Consider the following 14,770-nt stretch of genomic DNA (forward strand, 5'->3'; position numbering starts at 1 on the left):
TTATGTTATCATACTATCAAAAAATTGTCAACAATAAAATTTGTAAATTTATAATAAAAAACTATAAAAGGGGCACTTTAAATTAAAGTGCCCCTTTTATAAGCCTTATATTAATTTATTACTTTAATTCTATTTCAGCACCAATTTCTTCAAATTTAGCTTTCATAGCTTCAGCATCTTCTTTGCTTACAGCTTCCTTTAAAGTCTTAGGAGCTCCATCTACTAAAGCTTTAGCGTCTTTTAATCCTAATCCTGTTGCTTCTCTAACTGCTTTTATAACTTTTATCTTTTCTCCACCTGCAGCTTTAAGTACTACGTCAAATTCAGTTTTTTCTTCTGCTCCAGCTGCAGCTCCTGCTCCTGCAGCTCCTGCTACTGCTACTGGTGCTGCTGCACTTACTCCAAATTCTTCTTCACATGCTTTTACTAATTCATTTAATTCTAAAACACTCATCTCTTTTATTGCTTGAATGATTTCTTCTTTACTCATTAATGAACACCTCCAAAATTTCTCTCTTTAATTTATTAAGCTTCTTCTGACTTTTGCTTTTCTTCAATTGCATTTAATGCATATACAAAATTTGATAATGGAGCTTTGAAGCTTCCAAGTAATTTTGCAATAAGTACTTCTTTCGGTGGTACTGTAGCAAGTTCTTTAACTTTATTTTCATCAAAGATTTCGCCTTGAACAATTCCTGCCCTCAGTTCTAAAACCTTATGATCTTTTGAAAAATCATTAAGAATTCTTGCTGGTGCAGTTGGATCTTCATATCCAAATGCCATAGATATTGGGCCTACAAAGTAATCTTCTAATTGGTCAAATCCCAATTCTTTAGCAGCTCTTAAAGCTAATGTATTTTTGTAAACTTTATATTCTACACCTGCATCTCTTAATTCTTTTCTAAGTTTAGTATCCTCTTCTACAGTTAGCCCTTGATATTTAGCTAATATAACACCCTGAGCCTTTTCCATTTTTCCCTTAATTTCTTGAACTCTAGCTTCTTTTACTTCTCTATAATTCTTTTTCACTGTGTATCCACCTCCTTGCAGTCTAAACTACAATACATAATAAACACATATAAATTAAAAAGTCTCTCCATAGACACAGAGAGAGACCAACTATACTTTCTATTGGAATCCTTGATAGGTTGGTTACACCGTTATGCTATCGCACCTATTGTCTACGGAATATTTACATATTTAATTTTTGCATTACATACAAGTTAATTTAATCTAAAACTTTTGCTGAATTTATCTTTATTCCTGGTCCCATAGTACTTGATATTACTACAGACTTCAAATATTGACCTTTAGATGCTGATGGCTTTGCTTTTACTACAGCTTCCATTAATGTATGAAAGTTATCCAACAATTTTTGTGATTCAAAAGATTTCTTGCCTATTGGAACATGGATTATACTAGTTTTATCTACTCTATATTCAACTTTACCAGCCTTAATCTCCTCTATTGCCTTTGCAACATCAAAAGTAACAGTACCAGATTTAGGGTTTGGCATTAATCCCTTAGGTCCAAGCACTCTTCCTAATCTTCCTACAACTCCCATCATATCTGGGGTTGCTACAACAACATCAAAATCAAACCAATTTTCTTTTTGAATCTTATCAACATATTCTTGTGCGCCTACATAATCTGCTCCTGCTTCCTGAGCTTCTTTAACCTTAGCGCCTTTTGCAAATACAAGTACTTTAACTTTTTTTCCTGTTCCATGAGGAAGAACTACAGCTCCTCTAACTTGTTGATCTGCATGTCTTGGATCTACTCCAAGCTTTAATGCTAATTCTATTGTTTCATCAAACTTTGCTTTTGATGTTTTTAAGACAAGCTCTATAGCTTCTGATGGTTCATATAATGTACCCTTATCAATAAGCTTAGCACTTTCTATATACTTTTTTCCCATGTCGAAATCCTCCCTTGTGGTTTTAACGGTTTATACCTCCCACTTATTTTGGTTAACTAGTCTTCTACAGTTATTCCCATACTTCTTGCAGTTCCTGCTATCATCTTCATAGCAGTTTCAACTGATGCAGCATTTAAATCTGGCATTTTTGTTTCAGCAATCTGTCTTACCTGATCTTTAGTTACCTTAGCAACTTTAGTTTTATTTGGTACACCAGATCCACTTTCTATTCCTGCTGCTTTCTTTAGTAATACTGCTGCTGGAGGGGTCTTTAGTATAAAACTAAAAGATCTATCCTGATATACAGTAATTACTACTGGAATTATAAATCCTGCCTGTTTAGCAGTCTTTGCATTGAATTCCTTACAGAAACCCATAATATTTACACCATGCTGTCCAAGTGCTGGTCCAACTGGTGGTGCTGGGCTTGCTTTTCCTGCAGGAAGTTGAAGTTTTATCATTCCTACTACTTTTTTAGCCATAATATACACCTCCTATATGTGGTTATGTATAAATACATCTCCCACTTACTATAAACTTTTGCTTTATGCATTATTCTATTTTTTCTATTTGATTAAAATCAAGTTCAACAGGAGTTTCCCTGCCAAACATATTAACTAAAGCTTTAATTTTTCTTTTCTCAGTATTTATTTCCTGGATAACAGCTAAGAAGTTCTCTAACGGTCCTGATTTCACCTTTACATTTTCTCCTACTGATATATCTACATTTATTGGTTTTTCGCTAATTCCCATATCTCTTACTTCTTCATCCGTAAGTGGAACAGGTTTAGAACCAGGTCCAACAAAACCTGTAACTCCTCTAGTATTTCTAACTATATACCAAGAATCATCAGTCATTATCATGTGTATTAAAACATATCCCGGAAATACTTTTTTTAAGGTTATTTTCTTTTTTCCATCTTTAATCTCAACTTGTTCTTCCATTGGAACTTGAACATCATCTATCCAATCATAAAGGTTCCTATTTTCTATGGTTTTTTCAAGATTAACTTTAACTTTATTTTCGTAACCAGAATATGTATGAACTACATACCACTTAGCTTTATCTGACATAACTCTAGGGACAAAACTATTTCTTAGTCCCTACCTCCTTTTTATTTCATAATAATCTTAGCTAAAGAATTAAATCCAAAATCTATAACTCCAACAATCACCACATAAATAACACAAAATATAGCAACGGCAATTGTAGCTTTTTTTGTATGTTCTTTAGAGGCCCAAGTTATCCGTTTGAATTCTGATACTAGTCCTTTAAAAAAATTAAAGAACCCACCTTCAAGTGCTGTCTGTTTATCAACTTTTTTCATATCACCGTTTGCACCCATTTGCTCACATCCTCAAAACAATTTAATATGTGCCTCTACAATATTATCTAGTTTCTTTATGAACTGTGTGTTTATGACAAAAAGGACAATACTTTTTCATTTCTAATCTATCTGGATCATTTTTCTTGTTTTTCATTGTATTGTAATTTCTTTGTTTACAATCTGTACACGCTAGTATCACTTTTACTCTCATTACTCTCTAACCTCCTAATATAGCTCACAAACATAATCAATTAGAAATTTATTTTCAAAATCATGCATTACTTAACTAAATTATCACAACTTAGTTTTTATGTCAATGGCTTAAAAATATAAACAGATACTATCTAATTTTTTACTTTCAAAGGGACCGGATTTAGAAACCCAGTCCCTAAAATATTACTCAGTTATTGTAGTAACAACACCTGATCCAACTGTTCTTCCGCCTTCTCTTATTGCAAATCTTAATCCTTCATGCATTGCTACTGGTGTTATAAGTTCTACGTTCATGTCTATGTGGTCTCCTGGCATTACCATTTCTACTCCTTCTGGTAATGCAATTGATCCTGTTACATCTGTTGTTCTAAAGTAAAATTGTGGTCTGTATCCATTGAAGAATGGTGTATGTCTTCCACCTTCTTCTTTCTTAAGTACATATACCTGACCTACAAATTTCTTATGTGGATGTACTGTTCCTGGTTTTGCTAGTACTTGACCTCTTTCTACTTCGTCCCTCTGTATTCCTCTTAATAGTACTCCGATGTTATCTCCTGCCATTGCCTGGTCTAGAAGTTTTCTAAACATCTCTACTCCTGTACATGTTGTCTTCTTCTTCTCTTCCTTTAATCCTACTATCTCTAATTCGTCTCCGATTTTTAATACTCCACTTTCTACTCTTCCTGTTGCTACTGTTCCTCTTCCTGTTATTGTGAATACATCTTCTATTGGCATTAAGAAGTCCTTATCTGTTGGTCTTTCTGGTGTTGGTATATATTCATCTACTGCATCCATTAATTCATGTATGCATTTTGTTGCTTCTGGATCATCTGGGTTCTCTAATACCTTTAACGCACTTCCTACTATTATTGGTACGTCGTCTCCTGGGAATCCATACTCACTTAATAATTCTCTTACTTCCATCTCTACTAATTCTAGTAATTCTGGATCGTCTACCTGGTCTGACTTATTTAAGAATACTACTATATACTGTACTCCTACTCTGCTTGCTAACAATATATGTTCTCTTGTCTGTGGCATTGGACCATCTGCTGCACTTACTACTAGAATTGCTCCATCCATTTGTGCTGCTCCTGTTATCATGTTCTTTACATAATCTGCATGTCCTGGACAATCTACATGAGCATAGTGTCTCTTATCTGTCTCATATTCTACATGAGCTGTATTTATTGTTATTCCTCTTTCTTTTTCTTCTGGTGCTTTATCTATTTCATCATACTTTGTTGCTGCTGCTTTTCCCTCTTTTGATAATACCATTGTTATTGCTGCTGTTAATGTTGTCTTACCATGGTCTACGTGTCCTATTGTTCCTATGTTTACATGTGGTTTGGTTCTTTCATACTTTTCTTTTGACATTACTCTTCCTCCTTGTTGGTTATACACATCTTATTTAAGTAAACTCATCCTGGTGTGTTGTAAAAACTTTATACATCATTATTGGAGCCCATGACCAGGATTGAACTGGTGACCTCCACCTTACCAAGGTGACGCTCTGCCTACTGAGCTACATGGGCAATTTCTCTTGGAGCGGGAAACGGGACTCGAACCCGCGACGGCCAACTTGGGAAGCTGGTGTTCTACCACTGAACTACTCCCGCCAATAAACTTCAATTAAATATCAAAAGTAACATATCAGTTATTAATTCTAATACAAGTATATTTTTTTGTCAATATACTATTTTTTATTTATGAATTAAACATTTTTCCAATTTTCTTTTAACTCTCTGTAAAGCATTATCTATAGACTTGGCATGTCTATCTAAATCACATGCAATTTCTTGATATGACTTTCCATCGACATAAGACATAAGTACTTCCATTTCTAAATTTGACAACACTTCCCCTATTTCACTTTGTATATGATTTAGTTCTTCCCTGCTAATTACAAGTTCTTCGGGATCTTCCACCTTAGTTTCAGACAAAACATCCAATAAAGTTCTATCTGATTCTTCATCATATATAGGCTTATTTAAAGATATATATGTATTTAATGGAATATGCTTCTGCCTAGTAGCAGTTTTTATAGCAGTTATTATTTGACGGGTCACGCAAAGTTCTGCAAAAGCCTTAAAAGATGATAACTTATCTGGTTTAAAATCCCTTATGGCCTTATATAAACCTATCATACCTTCCTGGTAGATATCCTCCTTATCCGCACCAATTAAAAAATATGATTTTGATTTTGACTTAACAAAATTTCCATACTTATTTATCAGGTACTCCTGAGCACTTACATCCCCTTTTTTTGCCTCAATAACTATTTCTTCATCTAATTTTTCTTCAAAGGGGGAAACTTTCCTAGCATTATAACTCCCATTATCCAAGATATCCCCTCCAACACAATTATAAACCACTGCTACAATTATACATTAAAAGTAAATTTATAGTCAATACATTTTAGTCACTTTTACGAATCTTTTCAAGTTTTTCCAATATATCCTCTTTTATACTATCTTCCAAAGTATTTCTTTGTTCGTGATATCTCTTTTCAATTTTATTTTTTATATGATTCTCTACATTATTAACTTCATGATAAAATTCAATAGAGGACATCCTAACAGCACCTCTCTGAAATGTTACTTGCTGTTCTAACGAATCAGAAGTTACTACAAATACTTCATTCTTACGTCCTATATTATTTACAGTTCTTTCTATAAAACTATCTGCCGTCTCATTTTCTTTAGTAAATACTACTACAACATTTTTATTAATTTTCTCTTTTTTTTCTAAGCTTCCCGATACCATATGGGCATCAAATACTATAAAAACTTTATAGTCCTTATATACCGAGTAATTGCTTAAAGTTTCTATAAGCGACTGTCTTGCGGTTTCAAGACTATAATTTTTTATATTATTTAACTTAGGCCAACTATTTATAACATTATATCCATCTACAAAAATGTTTCTCAACTTCTACCACATTTTATTCTCTGCTTTAATATTTCATACATCAATATGCCACCTGCCACAGAAGCATTTAGGGATGACACTCTTCCTACCATAGGTATCTTTACCAGTACATCACATTTTTCTTTAGTTAGTTTAGCTATTCCTCTTCCTTCACTTCCTATTATTAAAGCCGCAGGTCCCTTAAAATCAACATCAAAGCAATAATTTTCTCCACTCATATCAGCCCCATATACCCATATGCCATCTTTCTTTAATTTTTCTATTGTAGTATTTAAATTTGTAACTTTACATATTTTCATATACTCTGCTGCTCCTACAGAAGATTTATATACCACAGGCGTAATTCCCACATTTCTTCTTTTAGGTATTATAATTCCATGAGCACCGCATATCTCAGCAGTTCTTATTATTGCGCCAAAGTTATGGGGATCTTCTATTTCATCTAATACAATTATAAAAGGAGCTTCTTTTTTTTCTTTAGCGTATTCTAATATATCCTCTACTTGACAATATTTATAAGGGGTTATTTGTGCAATTACTCCTTGATGTGCTCCTGTCTGTGAAATTTTATCTAACTTTTTTCTATCCACCTGTTTTACAACTATATGCTTTTCTTTAGCTTTAGCAAGTATTATATTTATAGAACCCGACATATTTCCCTCTGCAAGAAAAATCTGTTCTATAGTTGTATCGCTTGATTTTAAAGCTTCAATAACTGCATTTCTGCCTTCAATTAAATCCTCTCTAAACTCAACTTTATCTGTCAAGTTCGTTGACTTTTTATACTTATTTTTCATAATCCTACCCTTTATACCTCAATTTCCTATTTACTTTTTTTATCTACCTTATATTTCTTTCGTATCTCTTGTAACTTTCCACAAGTCATTTTTCCTTCCAAGCAATATTCATACACAGGAAGGTCCACAATCCAGGAACACAGCTGCTCTTTAATCCCACTTGGAGAAAAGCAGATATTCCAAATCTTCGATTTGGTGATAGTCGCTCTCACAGAGTGCGTGGGATTATTAGAGCAGGTAGTCATCGGATAAACAAATTAATCGTATATTCAATTAACCTCTAACGCCAATTAGAATTCCCCTTTATTCTTCAAGTTTATTATAAGCCTAAATAAATAATTTAATCTATCTCTGTTATCTATTAAATATAAAAAACCAATTAATGTTTCAAATCCAGTTGCAAACCTATACTCCTGTACATCTGCATTTTTAGGAACTGTCCCCGATTTAGCATTTCGTCCTTTTTTAAAAAAATACCTTTCACTGTCAGATAACTCTTGTTCCAACTTTTTTATAACTTCACTTTGAGAATGGGCCTTTACAAATTTTATAGCTTCCACATGCAAATTATGTACAGACATATCTCTGTGTTCACTGACTAAGTAAGTTCTTACAAACACCTCATATACAGCATCTCCAATAAACGCAAGTACAAGGGGACTCATCTGTCTTACCTCTGCTTCACTCATTCTTATGTTTAACAAATCATTTTTCATCTTTATCCCCCGTTAAATTATAATCTCTATACTCTTTTCCATCTTACTCCTTCTGGTGTATCTTCTAATACTATTCCCTGTGTCTTCAAATCATCCCTTATTTTATCAGAAAGTGCCCAGTTTTTTTCACTTCTAGCTATTTGTCTCTTCTCTATTAAAGCTTCAATGTCTTTTTCAATACTTCCTCTCTTAGATTGCTGTAATATTCCAAGTGGGGCTCCCAATTCTCTTATTAAATTGAGACAATTCGTAATTACTTCCGCAGAGGAATCCTTATTTATGTTTACATTTATATCCTTTACAAGGTCAAATATTACAGATATAGCATCTGCTGTATTAAAGTCATCGTCCATCTTTTCAATGTATCTTTGCTTATATTTATCTAATTTATTTCTATATTCTTTTTCATTTTCTGAAATTAGTATGTCTTTTTTATTATCTAAAATACTTTCTAAATTTGTTATTGAATTGTACAATCTATCTAACGCTGATTTCGTAGAATCTAAAAGTTCCATACTAAAATTTATTTGAGTTCTATAATGACCTGATAGCATAAACATTCTTATTACGTCCGGTTCGTACTTCTCCAAAATTTCCCTTACAGTAAAAAAGTTGTTTAATGATTTTGACATTTTTTGGTTATTTACATTTACAAAAGCAGAATGCATCCAACACCTAGCAAATGTTTTACCGGTTCTACCTTCACTTTGAGCTATTTCATTCTCATGATGGGGGAACATTAAATCAGACCCACCTGCATGTATGTCTATAGTTTCTCCTAGTAAATCATGCGCCATACAGGAGCATTCTATATGCCATCCTGGTCTTCCCATTCCCCAAGGGCTTTCCCATGCAGGTTCACCAGGTTTTTGTCCCTTCCAAACTGCGAAATCCATAGGATCTTTCTTTCTCTCATCAACATCTATTCTAGCTCCTGCCCTAAGATCATCTATATTTTGTCCAGAAAGTTTTCCATAATTGCTGAATTTTTTTGTACTAAAATAGACATCCCCATCTATTTCATAGGCATAGCCTCTATCTATTAAATCTCCTATAAATTCAATAATTTTTGTTATATATAAAGTAGCTCTAGGATTTACAGTAGCTCTTTTTATGTGCAAAGCATCTGCGTCCTTATAATATTCCTTTATAAACTTATCTCCCAGTTCTTTTACAGTTATATGTTCATCTTGTGCTTTTTTTATCATCTTATCATCAATATCTGTAAAATTTTGTACAAATCTTACTTTATATCCCTTGTACTCCAGGTATCGTCTAACAGTGTCAAATACGACAAAAGTTCTGGCATTGCCTATATGGAAAAAATTATATACTGTAGGGCCACATACATACATTTTTACTTCATTGGAATTCAACGGAACAAATTCTTCCTTTTTCCTGGTCATTGTATTAAAAATTTTCATGATATTTTGGCCTCCTTGTTTAGTTTGCTTATTTATATAAACTAAATAAAAATATAAATAAAGTTTTTTACACCAAATAAAATTCTTATCCATAGAATCCTTACAATTTTTCATCTAGAATAGATACCTATTGGACAAAATTCTTACTCTAATTTTGATTTAAATTCCCTAAATATTTTATCACATTATTGTAACTTATTTAAGTGCTATTAATATTTTTATCCCTCTTGCTTTAGATAAGGAAAACCTATAAGCATCCATAACATCATGGAAGCTTATAGGTCTTTATCTTACTTTAGTATTTTTCAACTATACTTTCAGCTATATTCAAATCCTCTGGTGTGGTCACTTTTATATTTTCATAGTTGCCTTCGTACAAATAAACCTTATTTCCATAATACTCTACTACCATAGTATCATCAGTAACACATATTTTTTCATTCATTAATTTTTTATGACATCCATAAATCAAATCATATTTAAAACACTGCGGAGTTTGAACTGCAAATAAACTTTTTCTATCTAATGTAGAAGAAGAAAATCCACTTTCTTCCCTAACTTTTAGTGTGTCCTTAGGCCTAACTCCACAAGCACAAGCCCCATACCTATTAGAATATTTTATTCCATCGTCAATAATTTTACTAGTGACAAAAGGTCTAGCTCCATCGTGAATTAGAACAACACTACAGTTTTCTTTTTTTAAAACTTCTAATCCATTAAATACCGAATCCTGACGTTCTTTACCACCAGCAACTAATTTAATTACCTTTTGAAGTCCATATTTATCTATTATTTCTCTTTTACAATATTCTATCTCAGTTTCTGCACATACAAGTATAATTCCATCTATAAGAGGATTTATGGAAAATGCCCTTATGGAATAATATAATATAGGCTTCCCCTTAATTTTAATAAATTGCTTATTAATAGTAGTTCCCATTCTTTTTCCCTTGCCGGCAGCTACAATAATAGCATAATTACCATTCATAGGTTATAAATCTCCTTTTTGTCTTGCAAATATCATTCTTCCTGCTGCTGTTTGTAATACAGAAGTTACTACCACATCTTTTGTGTCTCCTATATACTTTTTTCCACCTTCTACAACTATCATTGTTCCATCATCTAAATATGCAATACCCTGTCCTGATTCTTTTCCGTCCTTAATTATTTGTACATTCATTTCTTCTCCTGGAAGTACAACAGGTTTCACCGCATTAGCAAGTTCATTTATATTAAGTACTGGTACTCCTTGGAACTCCGCAACTTTATTTAAATTGTAGTCATTAGTCAATACTTTTCCATCTAAAACTTGTGATAGTTTTAAAAGTTTGGCATCTACTTCAGGTATGTTTGGAAAATCTTTTTCATATATTTGAACGTCAATATTTAATTCTTTCTGTATCTTATTTAATATATCTAATCCTCTTCTTCCCCTAGTTCTCTTCAATCCATCTGAAGAATCAGCTATATGTCTTAATTCTGCTAGTACAAAGTTTGGAATTACAAGTGGTCCCTCTATAAATCCAGTTTGGCATATATCAAATATTCTTCCATCTATTATTACAGAAGTATCTAAGACCTTAGGATAACCTTTATGTGCACGTTGGTGCTCCCCTTTAGATTTTTTTTCTCTAGTTCCCTGAAGTCTTTTAGTTGCTATACCAGTGGCTATATTAGAAAACATGGACATTAATTCTTCCCTTTTTCGTATAGCAATATTTGCACCTAAAGCAGCCATAAGTATAGCTACTATTACCGCCAGTACAGTCCCCACAACCGGTATCTTTTCTAACAAATTAAGAAATACTGCTGATATTAAAAGTCCTATTAATGCTCCCAAAACACCTAATAATATTTCTACTGCAGGAAGTTTTTGAAGGCTCTTTTCGATATAATCCATAGTTTTCATAATAATTGAATTAATCCATGGTGATATTAAAAATAACATGATTCCAAAAAACAAAGTTAATATAGATAAAAATAAAAATTGTTTAACTGGACTATTTCCTAAATAAAATATTTTAACAAAGTAGCTAGAACTTAACGCACTCTTTCCTAGCAAATATCCTAATATTAAGCCTATTATTGTAAAAAGTCCTCTCAGTATTTTTTTTAACAATAGACTCACCTCCCCTATATTGATGTTTTTCATTACATTTACTATATATTAATAAATTGGATTTTTCAATAAAACCAAATTTATTTAATAAATTATTTACTTTACGTCCTTAATTTAACAAGCCCCTTTAGATAATTATACCAAAAAATAAAATTTATAAACATTTTTGTCCATTATTTCACATGACAATCCCCCTATTCATAAATTTATTCTTGGTTTATTATATATTCATAGAGCAATTTTACTTAGTACTAACTTAAGTTTACAAATAATATCCTAAATATATAAGGAGTTGAACCTGATGAAAGATATAATTTTTGATAATTTTCAAAACGCAGTAAGTGAATCTTTATTAAGGCATAAGAGTATTTTAGATATAATTACGAAACTTCAGGAATCAAATGCTAGAATAAATAGAGCTGTTGCAAAATCCATTACTAATTGCGGATGTATAGAAGTTTGTGGTAAGAAACAACATATTCCATCCGAAGATAATACTTTGGATATTGAATCTCTAAAATCTTGCTTAAGTACACATGTAAAAGGTAAGCTATGTGACAATTGTAGAGATGTAATACAAAATGAAATAGGAAATAATTTATTTTATCTTACTTGTTTATGTAATACACTGGATATAAATCTATATGACATACTTTTAAAAGAATACGACAAAATAAATACTCTAGGTAAATATTCCTTCAGATAATTTCCAGCACAAAATAATACCAGCTATATTATTTTGTGCTTAAAATTTATTGTCTATCATGATCTGTTCTCTAAGCCTTCTCAATCCATTCTTTATAGCTCTGGCCCTAGCTTCTCCTATTCCTTCAACTTTATCAAGCTGCTCATAGGACGCTTCCATAACACCTTTAAGCTCCTTAAAATTTTTCACTAAATTTTCTATTACATTAGTTGGTATCCTAGGAATTTTGTTTAACATCCGGTATCCTCTTGGGGATATCAATGTATCAACTAGAGGAGCTCCTGCATATCCCAAAGATTTAGAAATATTGTCCAGATTGAATAGTTCACTTGAACTTATTTCTTGAAGTTGCTTATATATTTCATCATAGTCCATACCACTTTGGCAATAATCTCTTATCATAAATATTCCATCTCTTTCAACGCTTTTAATTAATTCGTTTAATTGCATTGAAATTAATCTTCCTTCATTTCCAAGTTCACATATGTATCTTTCAATCTCCGATACTATTCTCATCACCATTTCAGTTCTTTGGATAGCCGTCATTACATCAAATAGTGTTACTATGTCTTGAAACTCTAAAATATTAAGATTGTTAACAACCCCATCAAGTACAGAAACATACTTTTCCAAAGTTTGCAGTGCTTGATTAGCCCTTCCAAGCATAACACTACTGTCCTGCAGTACATATTTAATATATCCTTTATATACGGTTATTACATTTCTCCTTTGAGAAATAGCAATAACTATGGCCCCTGTTTGTTTAGCCACTCTATCTGCAGTTCTATGCCTTGTTCCAGTTTCAAAAGTTGGAATAGATGAATCTGGAATAAGTTGAGTATTTGCGTATAATATTCTCTTTAAATCACTGCTTAATATTATAGCACCATCCATTTTCGCAAGCTCATATATATAAGAAGAACTATACTCAGAATTAATGGCAAATCCACCGTCTACCACCTTCATTATCTGTTCACTGTCTCCTAAAACTACAAGCCCACCGGTTTTAGCCCTCAAAATATTTCTAAGACCTTCCCTAAGTTGAGTACCTGGAGCTAAAAGTTTTAATATACTTTTAAGTTCTTTATCTTTTTCTAATCTCAAAATCATCACCCTAATTAAAAAACTTTATTTAATGCCTCCTTCAAGGAGGATATACCTATAACATTTATATCTTTAGAATTTACCTTTCCCTTATTTCTATCTGGTATTATTATATTCCTAAATCCCATTTTTTTTGCTTCATTTACAATTCTATCACAAAACGATACTGGTCTAACTTCACTTGTAAGTCCAATTTCACCTACTGCCAAAAGATTATCTAGCTTTATTTCCCTAGATTTAGCACTAGATATAAGTGCAAGGGCAAGGCCTAAATCTCCAAAAGTTCCCTCTATCTTAAGTCCTCCTACTACATTTACATAAACATCACAATTATAAAATGTAATCCTAAGTTTTTTCTCAAGTACTGCTAAAATTAAATTTAATCTAGAGACATCTACTCCAACGGCTGTTCTCCTTGGCATAACTGCTTTAGTTTCGCTAACCAATGCTTGTATTTCTACTAGTATAGGTCTTCTTCCTTCCATTATACCAATAATTACAGAACCTTCTTTTTGAAATTCTCTATCTTCTAAAAACGCTGCAGAAGGATTTAATATTTCTTTAAGCCCGCTTCCAGCCATTTCAAATACACCAATTTCGCTGGTAGTACCAAAACGATTTTTTACAGTTCTTAAAATTCTTAATTCTCCTGTTCTTTCTCCTTCAAAAGACAGTACAGTATCCACCATATGTTCTAGTACCCTAGGTCCTGCTAGTTCACCCTGCTTTGTAACATGTGCCACTATAAAAAAAGATATATTATTAGACTTTCCTATACGCATAATATCGTTAGAAGTTTCTCTTACTTGAGACACACTACCCGGTGCTGAACTAATAGATTCTTTAAATAAAGTCTGAATAGAGTCCACTACTACAAATACGGGTTTAGTTTGTTCTATATGAGCCTTTATTTTATCAATATTAACTTCTGAAACTATATAAAGATCATTAGACAAAGAATCAAGTCTATCTCCCCTCATCTTTATCTGTTCTTCTGACTCTTCTCCTGAGACATACAGCACTTTTCCATACTTTTCAGCAATATTACTGGCCGTCTGTAAAAGCAAAGTCGATTTTCCAATACCAGGAGCTCCTGATATAAGTGTTATTGAACCTTTTACAATACCTCCTCCAAGAACTCTATTCAATTCCATTATACCAGTATCTAGCCTTTCGTATTCACTGGATTTTATATTATTTATACTCTTGGGTGTGCTGCTAAGTTTCATATCAGAAAATGTTACTTCCTGAGGGGACTTAATCTCTTCTACCATGCAGTTCCATTTATTACAACTAGGACATTTACCCAGCCACTTTGGAGATTCATATCCACATTCCTGACATATAAAAACCGTTTTTTTCTTTACCATTGAATCATCTCTTCCTGTATAAATCAATAAAAATAGCTAAATTTATATAAACAGAGTTCTTAGCATAAAATGGAGTTTTAGCTCCATTTTATGCTTAGAAATCGTTATCCAGGGACGTAGCTGCTCGGAACGTACGCTTGGATA

Annotated in this window: 18 protein-coding genes, 2 tRNA genes and 1 other annotated feature; of the genes, 1 reads left to right on the plus strand and 19 read right to left on the minus strand. The window is 32.4% G+C overall.

Annotation, left to right across the window (positions count from 1 at the left end; all coding sequences use genetic code 11):
• Positions 1-118 precede the first annotated feature (118 nt).
• The 17 genes from rplL to DMR38_RS20440 form a co-directional block, all read right to left on the minus strand.
• Positions 119-490: a 50S ribosomal protein L7/L12 gene (rplL, locus tag DMR38_RS20360; protein ID WP_127723421.1), complete on the minus strand. Its 372-nt coding sequence runs from the start codon at positions 488-490 to the stop codon at positions 119-121.
• A 35-nt stretch (positions 491-525) separates the two neighbouring features.
• Entirely contained in the window at positions 526-1,029 is a 504-nt protein-coding gene (gene rplJ / locus DMR38_RS20365) for a 50S ribosomal protein L10 (RefSeq protein WP_127723423.1), read from the minus strand.
• 46 nt (positions 1,030-1,075) lie between these two features.
• Positions 1,076-1,205, minus strand: a sequence feature (ribosomal protein L10 leader region).
• A gap of 23 nt (positions 1,206-1,228) precedes the next feature.
• Positions 1,229-1,918, minus strand: coding sequence for a 50S ribosomal protein L1 (gene rplA, locus DMR38_RS20370; protein WP_127723425.1), 690 nt, complete (start codon positions 1,916-1,918; stop codon positions 1,229-1,231).
• Between the two features lie 56 nt (positions 1,919-1,974).
• Positions 1,975-2,400, minus strand: a complete 426-nt coding sequence (rplK, locus tag DMR38_RS20375) for a 50S ribosomal protein L11 (protein WP_127723427.1) — start codon at positions 2,398-2,400, stop codon at positions 1,975-1,977.
• Between the two features lie 70 nt (positions 2,401-2,470).
• Positions 2,471-2,992, minus strand: a complete 522-nt coding sequence (gene nusG / locus DMR38_RS20380; RefSeq protein ID WP_127723429.1) for a transcription termination/antitermination protein NusG — start codon at positions 2,990-2,992, stop codon at positions 2,471-2,473.
• 41 nt (positions 2,993-3,033) lie between these two features.
• Positions 3,034-3,246: a preprotein translocase subunit SecE gene (gene secE / locus DMR38_RS20385; RefSeq protein WP_175413150.1), complete on the minus strand. Its 213-nt coding sequence runs from the start codon at positions 3,244-3,246 to the stop codon at positions 3,034-3,036.
• A 61-nt stretch (positions 3,247-3,307) separates the two neighbouring features.
• Positions 3,308-3,457, minus strand: a complete 150-nt coding sequence (gene rpmG / locus DMR38_RS20390) for a 50S ribosomal protein L33 (RefSeq protein ID WP_013240706.1) — start codon at positions 3,455-3,457, stop codon at positions 3,308-3,310.
• A gap of 185 nt (positions 3,458-3,642) precedes the next feature.
• Positions 3,643-4,836 carry an elongation factor Tu gene (gene tuf, locus DMR38_RS20395; RefSeq protein WP_127723411.1) on the minus strand — a complete coding sequence of 398 codons (1,194 nt, stop codon included), beginning with the start codon at positions 4,834-4,836 and terminating at the stop codon, positions 3,643-3,645.
• 82 nt (positions 4,837-4,918) lie between these two features.
• Positions 4,919-4,994: transfer RNA gene (locus DMR38_RS20400), tRNA-Thr, on the minus strand.
• A gap of 9 nt (positions 4,995-5,003) precedes the next feature.
• Positions 5,004-5,078 (minus strand) — tRNA-Gly (locus DMR38_RS20405).
• Positions 5,079-5,162: 84 nt separating this feature from the next.
• Entirely contained in the window at positions 5,163-5,804 is a 642-nt protein-coding gene (sigH, locus tag DMR38_RS20410) for an RNA polymerase sporulation sigma factor SigH (protein ID WP_127723432.1), read from the minus strand.
• A 73-nt stretch (positions 5,805-5,877) separates the two neighbouring features.
• Positions 5,878-6,390, minus strand: a complete 513-nt coding sequence (locus tag DMR38_RS20415) for an NYN domain-containing protein (RefSeq protein ID WP_127723434.1) — start codon at positions 6,388-6,390, stop codon at positions 5,878-5,880.
• A complete protein-coding gene (gene rlmB / locus DMR38_RS20420; protein WP_127723436.1) occupies positions 6,387-7,187 on the minus strand; it encodes a 23S rRNA (guanosine(2251)-2'-O)-methyltransferase RlmB in 801 nt (266 codons plus the stop codon). The genes DMR38_RS20415 and rlmB overlap by 4 nt, the downstream gene beginning before the upstream one ends.
• 290 nt (positions 7,188-7,477) lie before the next feature.
• Positions 7,478-7,903 carry a ribonuclease III domain-containing protein gene (locus DMR38_RS20425; protein ID WP_127723438.1) on the minus strand — a complete coding sequence of 142 codons (426 nt, stop codon included), beginning with the start codon at positions 7,901-7,903 and terminating at the stop codon, positions 7,478-7,480.
• Between the two features lie 26 nt (positions 7,904-7,929).
• A complete protein-coding gene (cysS, locus tag DMR38_RS20430; protein ID WP_127723440.1) occupies positions 7,930-9,327 on the minus strand; it encodes a cysteine--tRNA ligase in 1,398 nt (465 codons plus the stop codon).
• A gap of 295 nt (positions 9,328-9,622) precedes the next feature.
• Positions 9,623-10,315, minus strand: a complete 693-nt coding sequence (ispD, locus tag DMR38_RS20435) for a 2-C-methyl-D-erythritol 4-phosphate cytidylyltransferase (RefSeq protein ID WP_127723442.1) — start codon at positions 10,313-10,315, stop codon at positions 9,623-9,625.
• A 3-nt stretch (positions 10,316-10,318) separates the two neighbouring features.
• Positions 10,319-11,446 carry a PIN/TRAM domain-containing protein gene (locus DMR38_RS20440; RefSeq protein ID WP_127723444.1) on the minus strand — a complete coding sequence of 376 codons (1,128 nt, stop codon included), beginning with the start codon at positions 11,444-11,446 and terminating at the stop codon, positions 10,319-10,321.
• A gap of 301 nt (positions 11,447-11,747) precedes the next feature.
• Between DMR38_RS20440 and DMR38_RS20445 the strand changes: the two genes are divergently transcribed.
• Positions 11,748-12,152 (plus strand): DUF1573 domain-containing protein, encoded by a 405-nt coding sequence (locus DMR38_RS20445; RefSeq protein ID WP_127723446.1) that lies wholly within the window; start codon positions 11,748-11,750, stop codon positions 12,150-12,152.
• 39 nt (positions 12,153-12,191) lie between these two features.
• Here DMR38_RS20445 and disA read toward each other — a convergent pair whose 3' ends face one another.
• Together disA and radA are read right to left on the minus strand one after the other, a co-directional pair.
• Positions 12,192-13,256, minus strand: a complete 1,065-nt coding sequence (gene disA, locus DMR38_RS20450) for a DNA integrity scanning diadenylate cyclase DisA (protein ID WP_127723448.1) — start codon at positions 13,254-13,256, stop codon at positions 12,192-12,194.
• A 14-nt stretch (positions 13,257-13,270) separates the two neighbouring features.
• Positions 13,271-14,626 carry a DNA repair protein RadA gene (gene radA / locus DMR38_RS20455; protein WP_127723450.1) on the minus strand — a complete coding sequence of 452 codons (1,356 nt, stop codon included), beginning with the start codon at positions 14,624-14,626 and terminating at the stop codon, positions 13,271-13,273.
• Between the last annotated feature and the right edge of the window lie 144 nt (positions 14,627-14,770).

The organism is Clostridium sp. AWRP (assembly GCF_004006395.2).
Lineage (GTDB): Bacteria > Bacillota > Clostridia > Clostridiales > Clostridiaceae > Clostridium_B.